This window comes from Pseudomonas sp. SWRI18, assembly GCF_014268345.1.
GTDB classification, from domain to species: domain Bacteria; phylum Pseudomonadota; class Gammaproteobacteria; order Pseudomonadales; family Pseudomonadaceae; genus Aquipseudomonas; species Aquipseudomonas cedrina.
On the sequence record NZ_JACCQQ010000004.1, the window covers coordinates 37,889 to 56,792 of the forward strand.

General features: G+C 62.6%; 13 protein-coding genes. 12 read left to right on the plus strand and 1 reads right to left on the minus strand.

Features of this window, described 5'->3' with window-relative positions; all coding sequences use genetic code 11:
- The first annotated feature begins 2 nt into the window (after nucleotides 1-2).
- From treZ to H0Z09_RS06725, 10 genes are all read left to right on the plus strand, one after another.
- Entirely contained in the window at nucleotides 3-1,754 is a 1,752-nt protein-coding gene (gene treZ, locus H0Z09_RS06680; protein ID WP_186688706.1) for a malto-oligosyltrehalose trehalohydrolase, read from the plus strand.
- Nucleotides 1,751-3,835: a 4-alpha-glucanotransferase gene (gene malQ / locus H0Z09_RS06685; protein WP_186688707.1), complete on the plus strand. Its 2,085-nt coding sequence runs from the start codon at nucleotides 1,751-1,753 to the stop codon at nucleotides 3,833-3,835. The genes treZ and malQ overlap by 4 nt, the downstream gene beginning before the upstream one ends.
- Entirely contained in the window at nucleotides 3,832-6,582 is a 2,751-nt protein-coding gene (locus H0Z09_RS06690) for a malto-oligosyltrehalose synthase (protein ID WP_186688709.1), read from the plus strand. Before malQ ends, H0Z09_RS06690 begins: the two co-directional genes overlap by 4 nt.
- 23 nt (nucleotides 6,583-6,605) lie before the next feature.
- Nucleotides 6,606-6,887 carry a DUF2934 domain-containing protein gene (locus H0Z09_RS06695; RefSeq protein WP_186688711.1) on the plus strand — a complete coding sequence of 94 codons (282 nt, stop codon included), beginning with the start codon at nucleotides 6,606-6,608 and terminating at the stop codon, nucleotides 6,885-6,887.
- Between the two features lie 133 nt (nucleotides 6,888-7,020).
- Nucleotides 7,021-9,180 carry a glycogen debranching protein GlgX gene (gene glgX / locus H0Z09_RS06700; protein ID WP_186688712.1) on the plus strand — a complete coding sequence of 720 codons (2,160 nt, stop codon included), beginning with the start codon at nucleotides 7,021-7,023 and terminating at the stop codon, nucleotides 9,178-9,180.
- A 1-nt stretch (nucleotide 9,181) separates the two neighbouring features.
- Nucleotides 9,182-10,180, plus strand: coding sequence for an acyl-CoA dehydrogenase family protein (locus H0Z09_RS06705; RefSeq protein WP_186688713.1), 999 nt, complete (start codon nucleotides 9,182-9,184; stop codon nucleotides 10,178-10,180).
- Nucleotides 10,177-10,935, plus strand: coding sequence for a PIG-L family deacetylase (locus H0Z09_RS06710; protein WP_186688715.1), 759 nt, complete (start codon nucleotides 10,177-10,179; stop codon nucleotides 10,933-10,935). The genes H0Z09_RS06705 and H0Z09_RS06710 overlap by 4 nt, the downstream gene beginning before the upstream one ends.
- Nucleotides 10,932-11,531, plus strand: coding sequence for an SAM-dependent methyltransferase (locus H0Z09_RS06715; protein ID WP_186688717.1), 600 nt, complete (start codon nucleotides 10,932-10,934; stop codon nucleotides 11,529-11,531). Before H0Z09_RS06710 ends, H0Z09_RS06715 begins: the two co-directional genes overlap by 4 nt.
- Nucleotides 11,528-12,187 carry a glycosyltransferase gene (locus H0Z09_RS06720; RefSeq protein ID WP_186688719.1) on the plus strand — a complete coding sequence of 220 codons (660 nt, stop codon included), beginning with the start codon at nucleotides 11,528-11,530 and terminating at the stop codon, nucleotides 12,185-12,187. Before H0Z09_RS06715 ends, H0Z09_RS06720 begins: the two co-directional genes overlap by 4 nt.
- 168 nt (nucleotides 12,188-12,355) lie before the next feature.
- A complete protein-coding gene (locus tag H0Z09_RS06725; RefSeq protein WP_186688727.1) occupies nucleotides 12,356-13,117 on the plus strand; it encodes a PIG-L family deacetylase in 762 nt (253 codons plus the stop codon).
- A gap of 38 nt (nucleotides 13,118-13,155) precedes the next feature.
- Here the strand turns inward: H0Z09_RS06725 and H0Z09_RS06730 are convergent, their stop codons facing one another.
- Entirely contained in the window at nucleotides 13,156-13,413 is a 258-nt protein-coding gene (locus H0Z09_RS06730; protein WP_186688731.1) for a hypothetical protein, read from the minus strand.
- A gap of 415 nt (nucleotides 13,414-13,828) precedes the next feature.
- Here H0Z09_RS06730 and H0Z09_RS06735 point away from each other — a divergent pair, with 415 nt between their 5' ends.
- Together H0Z09_RS06735 and H0Z09_RS06740 are read left to right on the plus strand one after the other, a co-directional pair.
- Nucleotides 13,829-16,348 (plus strand): autotransporter domain-containing protein, encoded by a 2,520-nt coding sequence (locus tag H0Z09_RS06735; protein ID WP_186688743.1) that lies wholly within the window; start codon nucleotides 13,829-13,831, stop codon nucleotides 16,346-16,348.
- Nucleotides 16,349-16,573: 225 nt separating this feature from the next.
- Entirely contained in the window at nucleotides 16,574-18,727 is a 2,154-nt protein-coding gene (locus H0Z09_RS06740) for a TonB-dependent siderophore receptor (protein WP_186688746.1), read from the plus strand.
- Nucleotides 18,728-18,904: the final 177 nt, after the last annotated feature.

The following is an 18,904-nucleotide window of genomic DNA, read 5'->3' on the forward strand; positions in this document are numbered from 1 at the left end:
AGATGCCTTTACGGACTCTGGAAACCTGGCCCCACGGCGCAATCATGCTGGACGCGCAACACACGCGTTTCGCCTTGTGGGCGCCAGATGCGTTTTATGTCAGCGTTGAATTGGAAGGGGGCAAATCGGTCGCCATGCTGCCCCAGGCAGAAGGCTGGTTTGAAACCGAAATAGCGTGCCCGGCGGGCACGCGCTACCGCTTCAATATCGACGGGGAAAAAGATGTCCCCGATCCGGCGTCCCGGGCCCAGGCCTCGGACGTGCATGGTTGGAGCGTGGTGGTCGACCCGCTCGCCTACCAATGGCGCAACGCCAACTGGCAGGGCCGCCTCTGGCACGAAGCCGTCATCTATGAGCTGCACGTCGGCGCGATGGGTGGCTACGCCGGCGTCGAGAAGCACCTGCCGCGCCTGGCCGAGCTGGGCGTCACCGCGATCGAATTGATGCCTTTGGCCCAATTTCCCGGTGAGCGCAACTGGGGCTACGACGGGGTCCTGCCCTACGCGCCCCAAGCCTCCTACGGTACGCCCGAACAGCTCAAGCACTTGATCGACAGCGCCCATGAGCATGGTCTGGCGGTAATCCTCGACGTGGTCTACAACCACTTCGGCCCCGATGGCAACTACCTGGGCCAGTACGCCAAGGGTTTCTTCCAGGAAGACGTGCACACCCCGTGGGGCGCCGGTATCGACTTCAATCGTCGCCAGGTTCGGGATTTCTTCCTGGATAATGCGCTGATGTGGCTGCTTGAATACCGCTTCGACGGCCTGCGCCTGGACGCGGTGCATGCCATCGACAACCCGGACTTTCTCAGGGAGCTGGCCCACCGGGTCCGCGAGCAAGTGGACGCCGGCCGACACGTGTGGCTGATGCTGGAAAACGAGCTTAACCAGGCCAGCCTGCTGCAGGACGATCGGGACTTCGACGCGCAATGGAACGACGATTTCCACAATGTCATGCATGTGTTGCTGACCGGCGAGACCGACGCGTACTACAGCGATTTTGCCGAGGAGCCTACGGCCAAGCTCGCACGTTGCCTGGGCGAAGGTTTCATCTACCAGGGTCACACCACGCGCCATGGCCATGAGCGTGGCGAACCCAGTGGGCATCTGCCACCGAGCGCCTTTGTGGCGTTCCTGCAGAACCATGACCAGATCGGCAATCGCGCCCTGGGCGAGCGCCTGCACCAGCTCTGCCCGCCCCAGGCCTTGCAGGCGGCGACCGCCCTGCTGCTGTTGTCGCCGATGATTCCGCTGATGTTCATGGGCGATGAATCCAACGCCAGCGAGCCTTTCCTGTTTTTCACCGATCACCACGGCGAACTGGCCGAAGCGGTGCGTGAAGGCCGGCGCAATGAATTTGCGGATTTCGCCGCCTTCAAGGACCCGCAGCGACGCGAGCGCATCCCCGATCCGAATGCCTTGGCGACGTTCCTGCAAACCACGCCTACTTTTACCGAGAACGAGCACACGCAGCTCTATCGTCACCTGCTGAGCCTGCGCCATCAGCGCATCGTGCCGCACCTGCCCGGCAGCACGACCCTGGGCGCCGAGGTGCTGGCCGACGGCGCGGTCAGTGCGCGCTGGCGCCTGGGCAACGGCAGCCTGTTGCAGATTGATCTGAACCTCAGCGCTACGCCCCTGGATCGTCCCGCGACGCAACATGTCCTGTTCGAAACGCCTGTCAACGATGGCGCACACCTGCCGCCTTTCAGCGCCCGCGTTACTTTATTCCCTGTTGGAGAGCACCCTTGAGCGAAGCGAACCTGGAAATCCTCGCCAGCCGAGCGGGACTGGCCGTCGATTGGATCGACGCAAACGGCCGCCCGCAACGAGTGAAACCCGACGCCCTGCGCGCCGTTCTCAAAGGCCTGGGCCACCCGGCCGACACTGACGCCGAGATCGACGCCAGCCTGCACGAACTGGAGCAGGAACAGCAGAACAAAGTCCTGCCACCCTTGATGACCATCGACAGCGGCCAAAGCCTGGACCTGGCGCGTTACTTCGAACCGGACACCCTGTGCCGAGTCAGCCTTGAGAATGGCGAAACCCTGGAACTGCGGCTCGATGGCGACGCCGTCCTGCCCGGCATCATCGCCCTGGGCTATCACCAGGTGCACATCGCCGAGCAGACCTTCACCCTCGCCGTCGCGCCTGCCCACTGCTACAGCGTGGCCGAAGCGGTCGACACCCAACCCGCCCGTGCCTGGGGCCTCAGCGCCCAGCTCTATGCCCTGCGCCGTTTGGGCGATGGCGGCTTTGGCGACACCTTGGCGCTGGAACACCTGGCCCGCTCCGCCGCCGAGCGCGGCGCGGATGCGTTGGCGATCAGCCCGATGCACGCGATGTTCAGCGCCGACACCGGCCGGTTCAGCCCGTATTCGCCCTCGAGTCGGTTGTTCCTCAACAGTTTGTACGCCTCACCGGGCTGCATCCTGGGCGAACGTGAAGTGCGCAACGCCATCGAAGCCATCGGCCTGACCGATGAGCTGCACGACCTGGAGCAGCACAGCCTGATCGACTGGCCCACCGCCGCCAACGCCAAACAGCGCCTGTTGCGCGCACTGTATGAAGACTTCCGCCACGGCCATCATCCGCAACACGCTGACTTCCTGAGCTTCCGCCAGGCCGGTGGCGAAGCGCTGGAGAACCACTGCCGTTTCGAAGCCGTGCAAGCGGCGCGTGCCGCCGCCGGTGAAAGCCTCGACTGGCGCCACTGGCCCGAGGAGTGGCGTAGCCCGCAGAGCCCGGCACTGGCCAGGTTTGCTGAAGAAAATCCCGATGAAATCGGTTACTACGCCTTCAGCCAATGGCTGATCGCCCGCTGCCTGGAGCGCGCGCAACAAGCCGCGCGCGGCAGCGGCATGGGCGTCGGCTTGATCGCCGACCTGGCGGTGGGCGCCGACGGCGGTGGCAGCCAGGCCTGGAGCCGCCAGGATGAATTGCTCGCCGACCTCACCGTGGGCGCGCCACCCGACATCCTCAACCGTGCCGGCCAAGGCTGGGGTATTTCCGCTTTCTCTCCCGAAGGCCTCAAGCGCAACGGCTTTCGCGCGTTCATCGAAATGCTGCGCGCCAACTTCGCCCATGCCGGCGGCCTGCGCATTGACCATGTGATGGGCTTGCAGCGCCTGTGGGTGATGCCCATGGACGCCTCGCCGCAGGACGGCGCGTACCTGTATTTCCCGGTGGATGACCTGCTGCGCCTGCTCGCGCTGGAATCGCACCGCCACCAGGCCATTGTGCTCGGCGAAGACCTGGGCACCGTGCCGGATGGCCTGCGCGAAAAGCTCATCGCCCGCTCGATCCTGGGCATGCGTGTGTTGCTGTTCGAGCAAGACCACGAAGGTCGGTTCAAGCCGATCCTCGACTGGCCCGACAATGCGCTGGCCACCACCAGTACCCACGACCTGCCGACGCTCAACGGTTGGTGGCACAGCCGCGATATCGACTGGAACGTCCAGCTCGGCCTGATCGACGCCCCCACGGTGGAGCAATGGAGTGAGCACCGCCTGCGCGAGCGCCAGGCGCTGCGCCAGGCCTTGAGCCAGGACCCGCAGAACTTCGTCGAAGAAATCCGCAATGAAACCGACCACATGATCGACGCCAGCGTGCGTTACCTCGGCCACACCCGTGCGCCGCTGGTACTGCTGCCGCTGGAAGATGCGCTGGGCATCGAGGAACAAGCCAACCTGCCCGGCACCACCGACACCCACCCCAATTGGCGCCGCCGCCTGCCGGGGGAGGCATCCAGCCTGCTCGACAATGCCGGCGCTGCCCGCCGCCTCGAGCTGCTGGCCGTCGCGCGTAACCAAGCCTATGAGCGTGACCGATGAAAGCACTGCCCCTGCGCGCTACCCAGCGCCTACAGTTCCATAAAGGTTTTACCCTCGATGACGCGGTGCCGCTGGTGCCGTATTTCGCCCAGCTCGGCATCAGCCACCTGTATGCCTCGCCGCTGCTCAGCGCCCGCGCCGCTTCCATGCACGGCTACGACGTGGTCGACCCGACCACCGTCAACCCGGAGCTGGGTGGCGAAGCGGCCTTGCGCCGCCTGGTGGCGGCACTGCGTGAGCACGACATGGGGCTGATCCTCGATATCGTCTCCAACCACATGGCCGTGGGCGGTGCCGATAATCCCTGGTGGCTGGACCTGCTGGAGTGGGGCCGGTTGAGCCCCTACAGTGAGTTCTTCGATATCCAGTGGCATTCGCCCGACCCCTTGCTCAAGGGCCAATTGCTGATGCCGTTCCTCGGCAGCGACTACGGCGAAGCCTTGCAGAACGGCACGCTGACCTTGCATTTCGATGCTAGCCACGGTGCGTTCTATGTCGAGCATTACGAACACCGTTTCCCGATCTGCCCACGCGATTATGCAGCGATCCTGGGCACTGGCGACTCGCTCAAGCCCCTGGCCGACCAGTTCAGCGCCCTCGCCTATCAGGACGACGCCTACCATGAGGCGGCGTGGCTCAAACAGGCATTGGCGGAACGCGCCACCGAAGTGCTGCCCGCCATCGAACAACGCCTGACCGAGTTCGACGGCCGCCAGCCGGAAGGCTTCGAACGCCTGCATCAACTGCTTGAACAACAGGCCTACCGCCTGGCGAGCTGGCGCACCGCGGCCGACGATATCAACTGGCGGCGCTTCTTCGATGTCAACGAACTGGGCGGCCTGCGAGTCGAGCGCGCTGCCGTGTTCGAAGCCACCCATGGCAAGATTTTCGAACTGATCAGCGAAGGTCTGGTGGATGGCCTGCGCATCGACCATATCGACGGCCTGGCTGACCCGCGCGGTTACTGCCGCAAGCTGCGCCGCCGTGTCGATTCGTTGTCGCCGCAGCGGCATTTGCCGATCTTCGTCGAGAAGATCCTCGGCGAAGGCGAAACCCTGCGCGAAGACTGGCAAGTGGACGGCACTACTGGCTATGAATTCATGAACCAGCTGTCGCTGCTGCAACACGACCCGAGCGGCTTCGAGCCATTGGCTGAACTGTGGACCCGCCACAGCGAACGGCCTTCGGCGTTCATCGAAGAAGCACGGCTGGCGCGGCAGCAGATCCTCAACGGCTCCCTCGGCGGCGATTTCGAAAGCGTGGCCCAGGCCCTGTTGCAAGTGGCGCGCGACGATGTGATGACCCGTGACATGACCCTGGGCGCCATCCGCCGCGCCTTGCAGGAACTGATCGTGCACTTCCCGGTGTACCGCACCTACATCAGCGCCCGTGGTCGCAGTGCCGCCGACGACAAGGTATTCCAGCAGGCCATGGACGGCGCTCGTACGACCTTGAGCGAAGGCGACTGGCCGGTGCTCGATCACCTGGAAAAATGGCTCGGCGGCCAGCCCTGGCGTAATCGCCCGGTGGGCCGAGAGCGCAAGATCCTCAAGCATGCCTGCGTGCGTTTCCAGCAGCTGACCTCGCCCGCCGCGGCCAAGGCGGTGGAAGACACGGCGTTCTATCGCTCGGCGGTCTTGCTGTCGCGCAACGACGTGGGCTTCAGTACCGAGCAGTTCAGCGCGCCATTGGCCGAGTTTCATCAGGTCAACAGCGAGCGCCTGCAGGCGTTCCCGGACAACCTGCTGGCCACCGCCACCCATGACCACAAGCGCGGCGAAGACACCCGCGCACGCCTGGCCGTGCTCAGTGAATGCGCGCCGTGGTACGTCGAGCAGGTCGAACAGTGGCGCGCCCTCGCCGCGCCGTTGCGTACCGATGCCAACGCGCCGTCGGCCGGCGATGAACTGATCCTCTACCAGGCGTTGCTCGGTAGCTGGCCGCTGGACCAGGACGCTGACTTTGGCGGATATAAACAGCGCCTGTGGCAATGGCAACAAAAGGCGTTGCGCGAAGCCAAGTTGCAGAGCAGCTGGAGCGCGCCCAACGAGGCCTACGAACAGGGCGTCGAGGCCTTCCTGTCACGGTTGTTGCTCAGTGACGAAGGCCAGGCGCTGCGTACCGCCATCGGCGACGCCGCGCAGGCCATCGCGCCGGCCGGCGCGCTCAATGGCCTGGCGCAATCCTTGCTTCGCATCACTGCGCCGGGCGTGCCGGACCTGTACCAGGGCGACGAGTTCTGGGACTTCAGCCTGGTGGACCCGGACAACCGCCGCCCAGTGGATTTCAGCGCACGGCAACAGGCGCTGAACACGCCGCCGGACTTGGGCGAATTGCTGTTCAACTGGCGCGACGGGCGTATCAAGCAAGCGCTGATTGCCCAGGTACTGGCCCTGCGCAAGGCCCACCCCGAGGTGTTCCACAGCGGTGCCTATACACCGCTGGAAGTGGTCGGCAAGCATGCCGAACGGGTGGTCGCATTCTGTCGCGAACATGAGGGCAAACGCCTGTTGGTGGTGGTACCGCGCTGGTCCCATGAGTTGCTTGAAAACGGTGTGCACCCGCAGATCAATGCGCAGGTTTGGGGCGATACGCGGGTCAAATTACCGTTCGCCGTGCCAAACCAAAACTGGAAGGGACTTTTTCACACAGGCGCAGTCACACCAGACAAGGAGCTATCGATCAGCGCTGCCCTGGAGGATTTCCCGGTCAATGTCTTTATCAATTCTGATGATCAAGAAAGCTGAAAATTTCTGCGAGGAGCATTGTGATGAGTACTGAAGACAAACGCATACGCGAGCTGGCGCATCAGATCTGGGAATCTGAAGGCAAACCCCATGGTGAAGATGCTCGCCACTGGGAGATGGCGCGCAAACTGGCCGAAGCCGAAGCGCTGACGCCAAGCAAGCCAAAGGCTGCGGCCAAGCCGAAGACGGCGCCCAAGTCGCCTGCCGCCAAAGCGCCTGCCGCAAAAGCCAAGCCTGCGCCTGCGAGCAAACCGACTCCGGCGCCGGCCGCTAAAAAGCCCGCGCCGAAAAAGCCCAAACCCTGACCCTCGTTATTTCATAGCCCTCCTGCCGACGCCGTCGGCAGGAGGGGATTCTGTTTTTGATACCGATCAGCTGACTTTCCGTCGGCAGGGCCGCGTTCGGCCCGAAGAATTTCCCCTTCCAGGAGCAACATTCATGAGCAAACCCCATAAGACCCCAGCGACGCCGGGCGGAGAACCGTCACGGGTGCGTGAAGGTTTACCGTTCCCCCTCGGTGCCACCTGGGACGGACTGGGTGTCAACTTTGCCCTGTTCTCGGCCAATGCCACCAAGGTCGAGCTGTGCTTGTTCGACGACACCGGCGAAGTAGAGCTTGAGCGTATAGAGCTGCCGGAATACACCGACGAGATCTTCCACGGCTACCTGCCCGACGCCCACCCCGGGCTGATTTACGGCTATCGCGTGTACGGTCCGTATGACCCGGCCAACGGGCATCGCTTCAACCACAACAAATTGCTGATCGACCCCTACGCCAAGCAACTGGTGGGCGAACTCAAATGGTCCGAGGCGCTGTTCGGCTACACCATCGGCCACCCGGATGACGACCTGAGTTTCGACGAACGCGACAGCGCACCCTTCGTGCCCAAATGCAAAGTCATCGACCCAGCGCACACCTGGGGCAACGACCAACCGGTACGGGTGCCATGGGACCGTACGATCATTTACGAAACCCACTTGCGCGGCATCAGCATGCGTCACCCTTCGGTCGACGAGGCAGTGCGCGGCACCTGCGCCGGGTTGATGGAAGATGACGTGCTCAAGCACATCCGCCAGTTGGGGGTGTCTTCGGTTGAGCTGCTGCCGGTGCACGCCTTCGTCAACGACCAGCATTTGCTGGAAAAGGGCATGACCAACTACTGGGGCTACAACAGCATCGCGTTTTTTGCCCCGGACCCGCGCTACCTCGCCAGCGGCAAGATCGCCGAGTTCAAGGAAATGGTCGCGCACCTGCATGAGCAGAAGCTCGAAGTGATCCTCGACGTGGTCTACAACCACACCGCCGAGGGCAACGAGCGCGGCCCCACACTGTCCATGCGCGGTATCGACAACGCCTCGTACTACCGCCTGATGCCGGACGAGAAGCGCTTCTACATCAACGATTCCGGCACCGGCAACACCTTGGACCTGAGCCACCCGTGCGTCCTGCAGATGGTCACTGACTCGCTGCGCTACTGGGCCACGGAAATGCATGTCGATGGCTTCCGCTTCGACCTGGCGACCATTCTCGGCCGCTACCGTGACGGCTTTGACGAGCGCCACAGCTTCCTCGTGGCTTGCCGCCAGGACCCGGTGTTGCGCCAGCTGAAAATGATCGCCGAGCCTTGGGACTGTGGCCCCGGCGGCTACCAAGTGGGGAATTTCCCGCCGGGCTGGGTGGAATGGAACGACCGTTTCCGCGACACCGTGCGTGCGTTCTGGAAAGGCGACGACGCTCAGTTGGCCGATTTCGCCGCGCGTATGACGGCTTCCGGCGAGATGTTTAACCATCGCGGCCGCCGTCCTTACAGCTCGGTTAACTTCATCACCGCGCACGACGGGTTCACCCTGCACGACCTGGTGTCGTACAACGACAAGCACAACGAAGCCAACGACGAGAACAACCAGGACGGCAGCAACAACAACCTGTCCTGGAACCATGGCGTCGAAGGCCCGACCGACGACCCGGAAATCAACGCCCTGCGCCTGCGCCAGATGCGTAACTTCTTCGCGACATTGCTGTTGTCCCAAGGCACGCCAATGCTGGTGGCCGGTGACGAATTCGCCCGCACCCAGCACGGCAATAACAACGCCTACTGCCAGGACAGCGAAATCGGCTGGATCAACTGGGACCTGGACGAGGACGGCAAGGCCTTGCTCAAGTTCGTGAAACGCTTGATCAAGCTGCGCCTGGCCTACCCGATCCTGCGTCGTGGCCGCTTCCTGGTCGGCGACTACAACGAAGATATCGGTGTGAAAGACGTTACTTGGCTGTCGCCGGACGGCTCGGAGATGACAACCGAACAATGGGAAGACAGCAACGGCCGCTGCCTGGGCATGTTGATGGATGGTCGCGCCCAGGAAACCGGGATTCGCCGGCCCGGCGCCGATGCCACGCTGCTGCTGGTGGTCAACGCCCACCATGACGTGGTCAATTTCCGCTTGCCGCCGGTGCCCGAGGGTGAGTTCTGGACCTGCATGCTCGACACCAACGAGCCCGCCGTGCGCGGCCAGGAACGCTTCGATTTCGAACATGAGTACGGCGTCACCGGCCGTTCGCTGTTGCTGTTCGAACTGCAGCGTGAAGACGAGGTATGAAATGGAGGCGCATGGATGCCTCCAGGACTTCCGGGGCTATGCTGACACGCACGCCCTGGGCGTGGCCCTGAAGGCACTTCAGGAGGAAGGCCTGGACCAACTGCCCTTGCCCGGCAGCGGCCAGACGCTGGCGCGTTTCGGCCGCTTGGCGCAGGTGGCGGGTCACGACCTGCGCCTGTGCAAGCTGTTCGAAGGCCACGCCGATGCCTTGGCGATCATGGCCGAGCTCGACAGCCCGTTGCCGCCCTTGGGCAGCCTCTGGGGAATGTGGGCCGCCGAGCCGCCGTCGGCCAAGCTGCGCGTGCGGCGGGACGGGGAGTGCCTGAGCGTGCAAGGGCGTAAAGCCTGGTGCTCCGGCGCGGCGGTGGTCAGCCATGGATTAGTGACTGCCTGGGACGAAGACGACCGCCAACAGTTGGTGGCGGTGCCCATGGCGCAACCCGGTGTCATCGTGACGGATGAAGGCTGGAACGCCGTGGGCATGGCGGCCACCGGCAGTGTGGACGTCGTGTTCGACGGGGCGTGGGGCCTGGCCGTGGGCGGACCGGGCGATTACTTGTCCCGGCCCGGTTTCTGGCAAGGCGGAATCGGTATCGCCGCCTGCTGGTATGGCGGCGCGGAACGCCTGGCCCAGGTTTTGCTTGAACACTGCAGCACGCATGCAGAGCCCCACGCCCTCGCCCACCTTGGCGCCGTCGACAGCGTATTGAACAGTGCAGCTTGCGTGCTGCGCGCCAGTGCGCGGCAGGTTGACCTTGCGCCACAGGCCGATGCCAGGGAGTTGGCCCAGCGGACCCGTGCCTGCGTCGAAGACACCGTTGAGCAAGTCATGCGCCATGTGGGGCGTGCGCTGGGGGCCGGACCCTACTGCAAGGACCCGCACTTTGGCCAATTGATGGCGGACCTGCCGGTGTATGTGCGCCAGAGCCATGCCGAACGCGACTTGGCCGGCCTTGGCGAGCTCGTCGCCAGGGCCCCCACAGGACGGTGGCAGTTATGAAACCCAATCCGATCGTTGGCCAGGGCACGCCGCTGCATCGCTGGCAAGCCTCTGCGAAGATGGCCGAGCTGGCGCAGATCAGCGTCGAGCAGTTGGTACCTGAAGACCACCGTGCGGTCATCATTGCCCCGCACCCGGATGATGAAGTGCTGGGCTGCGGCGGTTTGCTGCAAGGCCTGGCGGCACTGGGTCGGCCGATCCAGTTGATCTCGGTGACCGACGGCAGCGCCAGTCACCCCGGCTCGCGGCGCTGGCCCGTGGAGCGCCTGAGCGTGGTACGCCCGCAGGAGTCGGCGCAGGCCCTGCATCGCCTGGGCGTGCCCTTGCATAGCCTCAAATGGTTGCGCGCGGGGTTCGGCGATAGTCAGGTGGCCGCTCGCGAAGATGAGCTGGCGGTGTTTATCCAGCGCTACCTCAAACCTACTGACGTGGTCTTCACCACCTGGCGCGAGGATGGCCATTGCGATCATGAAGCCGTCGGCCGCGCCAGCGCCAAGGCTGCAATGGCGGTGGGCGCCACTTTGTATGAGCTGCCGGTATGGACCTGGCACTGGGCAACGCCCGAAGACAGCCAGGTGCCCTGGCACCGTGCGCGCAAGATTGCGCTGAGCTGCGAAGCCGTGGCCCGTAAGCGCCATGCCATCCATGCCTTCGCCAGCCAGCTGGAGGGCGACCCGCAGGTCGGCCTGGCGCCCGTGCTCGCACCCTACGTGGTGGAGCGCCTCTTGCAACCTTTTGAAGTGGTGTTTGTTTGAGTGTCGCCACGCCCTACTTCGACCAATTGTTCGCCGAAAACGATGATCCCTGGGCCTTTCGCCAGCGTTGGTACGAACGACGCAAACGCGCGTTGACCCTGGCGATACTCACACGCCCGCGCTACGCCTCGGTGTTCGAGCCCGGCTGCGCCAATGGCGAGCTGAGCTTCGAGCTGGCGCCACGCTGCGATCGCCTGCTGTGTTGCGACACTGCCTCGGCCGCGGTGGCGCTGGCGCGTAATCGCTTGCTGGGGTTCCCTCATGCCGAGGTGCGGCAAAGCCGTCTGCCGGCGCAATGGCCTACGGGCAAGTTCGAGCTGATCGTGTTGAGCGAGTTGTGTTACTACCTCGACACCAGCGACCTGGGCGAGTTGATCGAGCGCGCCCGTGGCTCGCTGACTGAAGACGGCCAGGTGCTGGCTTGCCATTGGCGCCCGCCCATCGAAGGTTGCCCGCTCACCGCCGAGCAGGTGCACGGCCTGCTCCAGCAGCAGTTACACATGCCGCGACTCGCCTCCCATCACGAGCATGACTTTTTTCTTGACCTGTGGAGCCGCGACGGCACCTCGGTTGCCACCCTCGAGGGCTTGCGTTGATCGGCATTCTGATCCCGGTACACAACGAAGAGGCCCTGCTGGGCGCTTGCTTGAAAGCGGCGCTGATGGCGGCCAGCCACCTGGGGCTGCTGGGCGAAGAAGTCACTGTCCTGGTGGTACTCGACAGCTGCAGCGATGGCAGTGCCGGCATCGCTCGGGGTTACCCGGTGCAATGCCTGGAAGCCCAGGCGCGTAATGTCGGGCAGGTGCGCGGCATTGGCGCGCGGCACCTGATCAGCCAGGGCGCACGGTGGATCTCCTGCACCGACGCCGACAGCCGGGTAGCCCCCGACTGGCTGGTGGCCCAGCTCGCACTGGGGGTGGACGCGGTGTGCGGCACCGTCACGGTGGATACATGGGGTGAAGCGTTCGGCCCCGCTGCGCAGATTCGCTACCACCAGGGCTACGAGGCGCGTGACGGTCATCGGCACATCCACGGTGCCAACCTGGGGGTGAGCGCCGACGCCTACGTACGCGCCGGTGGTTTCGAACCCCTGGCCTGCCATGAAGATGTCCAATTGGTTCGCGACCTCGAATCGTCCGGCGCCTCCATCGCCTGGAGCCACGCCCCGCAGGTGATCACCAGTGCGCGCCTGGATGCCCGCGCACAAGGCGGGTTTGGCGATTATTTGAAGAGCCTGATACTCGCTGTGTAAAAAACCGCGTGGCTGAATGTCAGAGGCCGCATCCTTGTCTATGCTGAGGATGCCTTGCCAGCATTCCAGGTTTGGAATGCCAGCCCCACCGCAGCGGAGCCTGTGGTGAATACAAGCGAGTCGTGCAGCCCATACGGCCCGGCACAAACCAACAAGGACGTGATTCCCATGAAGCTTGCTTCCCTAAGCGACGGCCGTAGCGGCCCAGCGCAAATCTGGAACAACGCGCCGCAACTGGCGCAGATTCCCCCCATCACCCCTTCCTCACTGGTGCCCCCTGGCGCACGCGTGGTCATCATCGCGCCCCACCCCGGCGATGAGGTCCTGGCCTGTGGCGGCCTGCTGCAATTGCTCAGCACGCTGGAACACCCGCTGAAGCTGATCTCCATCACCGATGGCAGTGCCAGCCATCCCGGCTCCAATGTCTGGCCGGCGAGCCGCTTGAGCGTGGTGCGGCCACAGGAAAGCGTCGAAGCCCTGCGCCGCCTCGGCATGCCCTTGCACAGCCTGAAGTGGATCCGTGGCGGATTCTGCGATAACGCCCTGGCCGCGCGGGAGGCGCAACTGAGCCAATTCATCGCGCGCTACCTGCAACCTGGCGATGTGGTGTTCAGCACCTGGCGCAATGACGGCAATGACGACCACGACAGCGTCGGCCGCGCCAGTGCCAGCGCCTGCACCCTGGTAGGTGCGCACCTGCATGAACTGCCGATCCGGGCCTGGCACTGGCCCGCCCGCGAAGCAGCGCTCATCCCCTGGCACCGGGCGCGCAAGGTGCGCCTGGACACCTGGAGCGTGGCGCGCAAACTCCATGCCGCGCACGCCTATGCCAGCCAGTTGGCCGGTGACCCGCACATCGGCCTTGCGCCGATGCTGGCCCAGGTGCTGCTGGAGCGCATGCGCGAGCCTTATGAGATTGTATTTTCCTGACACAAAACCGGGGGCATCGCATGCCCCCCGCTCAACGATTATTCATCATCAGCCTTTCGGCAATTAATCAGGTAGTCGTCGGTTCTTTTCTGGTCCAGGCTCTTTCTCGTTTTAGCAACCGCCTCTTCGACACTATCGGCTTCAACCAGATCATCAGACAGCCTGGCATCAGCCCCCAGCCCCCCGTTGATGTTTTTGTCGTAAACCGCGCAATCATACTGCGCGGCCCAACTCAGCGTCGGAATCATCAAACATACCAACGTAATGGACAGTGTTTTTGCATATCGAATAGTCATAATCGTACTCCTTCAGAAAGTTACGGCCTTGCTGGCCGGATACCGGGAGCCTTGAATCTCGATACACCCAACAGCGACGTCCAAAGGCTTGCGGCGCCTTCGCCATCGACTTTCATCCAATACTGCATCATTCCCAGCCCACTCAGCATAGTCGAACGAACCGGGCGGCCCCACTCGTCCATACCTGTTATTTCTGACAGTAGCGGCCCGGGCAACGGCTGGCTATGGTGGAAAAAGTACTGCACGGGTTCAGGTGCAGTCGAGAAAGCCATGCCAACCCTTTGCATTGGCCGGTGTTTTCAGAAACGGGTAACCCGCTGTCCCCTGATCCGTATCGCGCGTGACGTTGTCATGGTTTGGTCCGCACCTGCCTTTGCAAGCGCGGGGCAATTTTCCGCTCAGATGAGGACGGATCATGCGCGTACGCACAGTTTCCTGGGTTTACCTGATTGTATTGGCCATGTGGCCGCTGGGCTCTTACGGGGCCTGCACGATCACCAACACCGCCGGTGACGACACCTCCACCTGCAACAGCGCCACCGCGCCGGGCTTTACCGACACGGGCGGCAATAACACCCTCGATATCACAGCGACAGGCCAGGTCATCGGTAACGTGACCTATGGTGCCGGCAATGACCTGGTGGATATTAATGGGCCCAGCGCGGGGATCATTGGAGACCTCAACCAAGGCGACGGCGCAAATATCTTTCGGCTCAACCTGGGCAGCGTTACCGGGTCCGTCGATCAGGGCTTGGGCGCGGACGTTGTGCAAATATCGGGCGGTCAAGCCGGTGCAGTGCGCCAGGGCGCGGGTATAGACACCTTTTCCATGAGCGGCGGAACCATCGAGCGGCTCTTGCAAGGCGACGGCCTGGATGACTTTTTCATGAGCGGCGGTACGATCACTGTGGCGTTTGAGGACGGCGACCGCGCCACCATGACCGGCGGCACCATCGGCCGCGTCGACATGAAGCTCGATAACAACCTGTTTGACATGTCGGGGGGACGCATCATCGGCAACCTGGTGACGGGCTTCGGCGACGATACCATCCTGATCTCGGGCACGGCTTTCGTGGGTGGCAATATCAGCGTCAGCGGCGGTGACGATCAAGTGACCGTCGCGGGTGGCGACGTCAACGGGCAGACGCTGTTCAGTTTCGGCAACGACAGTTTCATCTGGACGGGCGGAAACCTTCACTCGTTCGCACTGATGGGCGCGGGTGACGACACGGCATTGCTGCACAACCTGGTCAATTCGCAACTGGCGGCGGCGCAGTTGGTCGATGGCGGCCCGGGCAATGACAAGCTGACGCTGGACAACACCAGGGCTGACGATCCGGGTTTGTTTCCCAATTGGGAGGCCGTTCAACTGGACAACGGCTCGCGACTGACACTGGGCGGCACCTTGACGCTGGGTGACAGCGCGACGAACACGGGCGTTCTGAGCCTGGATGGCACCAGCCAGTTACTCGTCGATACGGGGGTAATCGCCCCTTTCACTGCTGGCCAATTTGTCGACCTCAACAATAGCGGCGTCATCAATATGACCACCGGCGGTTCAAGCGCCAACGATACCTTGCGTATTGAGGGCAATTACACCGGTAGAGGCGGTGTACTCGCCCTGCAGACGGTATTGGGCGATGACAGTTCCGCCAGCGACAGACTCATTGTCAACCGAGGCGTGATCAGTGGAAATACGGCAATCCAGATCACCAACCTTGGCGGTATCGGCGCGGCAACTGCTGCGGACGGCATCCGTGTAGTGGATGCGCAAAATAGCGCGACCAGCAGCAGCGGTGCGTTTTCATTGAACGGCATCGCAGCGGCCGGTCCGTACAATTATTACCTGTATCGCGGCGGGGTCAGCGCCGGCACTGAGGAGAGTTGGTTTCTGCGCTCTGAAACCCCCGTGGAAGGGCCGGTTACCCCACTGCCTGCGCCGGGCAGTCCGGCGTTGCCGGCAGCCACGATTCGACCCGTGCGCTTCATTCGCCAGGAGGTGTCGCTCGCGACAATGCTTTACCCGGCGGCCCAACAAGTCGTGCGCGATGCACTCGGCACCTTTCATGAACGCTTGGGAGAACAAGGCAGGCAGCGAGAAACAGGCGCGCTCCGGTCAGGTTGGGCACGCGTTTATGGCGGTAGCAGTCGTCAGGATTTCGTCGGTGACTTGAGCCCTTCGCTGGACAGCTCGATACGCGGCTATCAAGTCGGCACGCCTGTTTTTTCAAGAGTCACCGACGCCGGCGATACCCAGCACCTGGGTGTGTTTGTGGGGCAGAGCCGACTCAAGGGCAAGGTCAAGGGCCTTATCGATGGCATGCCGGACCGGGACGCCGGCGACATCACGTTGCGCGGCGCCAGTGTGGGCGTTTCCGCCACCCAGGTATGGCAGGACGACACTTATTTTGACCTCGTAGGGATGTTCACCCGACTCAGCGGCAACAACGAGTCGGACCGCGGTATAAAGATGAAGAACAAGGGTCACGATCTGGCGTTGTCGGTGGAAGTCGGCAAACCGTTTGCCATCACTTCAACCTGGAATATCGAGCCTCAGTTCCAAATGATCTGGAACCGGACGAAACTCGATAGTCAGAATGATCCGTTTTCCAGGGTGTCATATGACGCCGACTCCCAGCTCACAACCCGCCTGGGGGTAAGGGCGAGCGGCAATTACATCATCCAGGAGCTGCCCGTCAGCCCTTATGTTCGCGCAAACATCTGGCATACCCCGGGAGGCAAGAGCACGGTGACCTTCAACACCGTGGACTTTGATACTGAACAAAAATCCACCACGCTGGATCTGAGCCTGGGAGCGACGGCGATGATAGCGCGAGACGTTAGCGTTTACGGGGAAGTGGGTCTCAGCCAAAACCTCGACAGCCAGGCTGTGAGGGCTACACGGGGCACGCTCGGAGTCAGCGTCGCTTTCTAAGGATGGGGTTTGTATCGCAACGTGCAAAGAGCACGCTGCGATACGCCGTTCGCGGCGCTGGCCTCATCAATAGTGGCGATATGCCCAGCGCTTTCGATGTGAAAAATTCGTTAACTAATTCTCTCCAAAGGCTTTTTCCGAAAGAAACAATCTGCCAGACTGATGCGAATAATTATCAACATCTTTATTATTCGCCACGGAGGGCACTTGGGGAGAGTCAATTACATGTCTGTGCAACATCGTAGCGGCAACGGTTTTTCACCCAGCCTGGTGGCGCTGGCTATGTGTCTTGCAACCTCACACGCGGCGTTTGCCGCTGACGCTGAAAAAACTGCCCCCCTGGAGCTAGGGGCTACCCAGATCAGCAGTGAACAACTCGGCCAGACCACCGAAGGCACGCAGTCGTACACCACGGGCGAGATGGCCACCGCCACCAAACTGCCCCTGACCATGCGCGAGACGCCCCAGGCCGTTACGGTGATCACCCGCCAACGTATGGACGACCAAGCCATGACCAGCGTCAACGACGTGGTCAAGAACACGCCCGGCCTGTTCCTCAGCCAATCCAGCGGTCCCGGACGGCAGACGTACAGCTCGCGCGGCTTCAATATCGATAACATGATGTTCGACGGCATCCCCAGTTCCTATTCAGGCTACGCCAACAGCGTGCAGCCCAATTTGGCGATGTTCGACCGTGTGGAGGTGATTCGTGGCGCCACCGGCCTGGTCACTGGCGCCGGCAACCCTTCGGCGGCAATCAACTTTGTGCGCAAACGCCCCACCGCCACGCCGCAGGCGTCGATCACCGGCGCCGCCGGCAGTTGGGACGACTATCGCGGCGAATTCGACGCCTCCAGCGCCTTGAATGACAACGGCACCCTGCGTGGCCGGGTGGTCGGTTCATACCGGGACGCCAACAGTTTCCGCAAGGGTGAAGAAAGCGACCACGGCCTGTTCTACGCCATCGGCGAAGCCGACCTCAGCGAAGACACCACGGCTACACTGGGCTTCTCGCGCCAGGAAGACCAGACGAACTTTTTCTGGGGTGGCTTGCCCATCGGCACCGATGGCCACCACCTGAACCTGCCCCGCTCCACCAACCCCGGCTCCGACTGGGAAAACAAAAAGCTGACCATCGATACCGTATTCGGTGATATCGAGCACCGCTTCGACAACGGCTGGAAACTCCACGTCGCCGGTTCTTCATCACAGTTGGACGGCGTGTTCACCGGCACCTACCAGTCACGCTACCAGACCACCCTGGCGCGTACCGCCTACCAGTCTCACCAGGACGACAAGCAGTACGGCCTGGACACCTTCTTCAGCGGGCCGGTCGAAGCGTTCGGCCGCACCCATGAAGTGGTGGTGGGCACCAGCAAACGCATCTACGACGCTACGTCCAAGGAATTCAGCCCCTACGACACCAACTACCCGCTCAATGGCGCGAAGCCGAACTTCGTGCGTGACGGCAAAGGTCATAGCATCACTACCCAGGATGGCGTGTACCTGACGACCCGTCTGAACCTGGCGGACCCACTCAAGGTGATCCTCGGTGCCCGCGTGGACTGGTACGACTACGATGACCGCCAGGGCGACGGCGACTACAAAGTTACCCGCAACCTCACGCGCTACGCCGGGGTGATCTACGACCTGAACGACCAATATTCGGTGTACGCCAGCTACACCGACATTTTCACGCCGCAGACAAGCCGCGACTTCTCGGACAAGCCGCTGCAGCCTATCGTCGGCGAAAACTACGAAGTCGGCATCAAGGGCGAATATTTCAACGGCGCGCTCAACGCCAGCCTGGCGGTGTTCCAGATCGACCAGAAAAACCGCGCGACCCAGCCCGACAGCCAGGTGGGCTGCCCGATCACCGCCTGCTACGAAGCGTCTGGCCTGGTGCGCAGCCAAGGTATCGACCTCGAGCTGCAGGGCGCGCTGACCGAAAACTGGCAAGTCGGCGGCGGCTTCACCTATACCCGCGCGCATTACATCAAGGACACCAAGCCGACTAACAACAACCAGCGTTTCGACACTGACACCCCGGAGCGCCTGTTCAAGCTCACCACCTCATACCGTTTCCAGGGCCCGCTGGAAAAACTGCGCATCGGCGGCAACGTCTACTGGCAGAGCCGCATGTACAACGACGTGGTACTCGCCAACAGCACCACCTACCGCCTGGAACAAGGCAGCTATGCGGTTGCGGACGTGATGGCCGGTTACCAAGTGAACAAGCACCTGGACCTGCAGTTGAACGTGAATAATATCTTCGACCGCACCTACTACTCGGCAGTCGGCACCAGCCCGATCTGGGGCTCGACCGACACCTACGGCAACCCACGCAGTGTTGGCGTCACGGCCAAGTACAGCTTCTGAGTGAAGCATGGGTAGAGACCTATGCCTATCAACGGCTACCCTCCCGGGTAGCCGCTCCTAAAGTCCCGCCTCCTGATGCCGATATACGGTTGGCATCCATGATTCCAATAAAAAACCAAAAATACCGATTCGCTCCACCCTGCCCTCGCTTTGTTTCGGCCAGCCCCCATGGAGTAA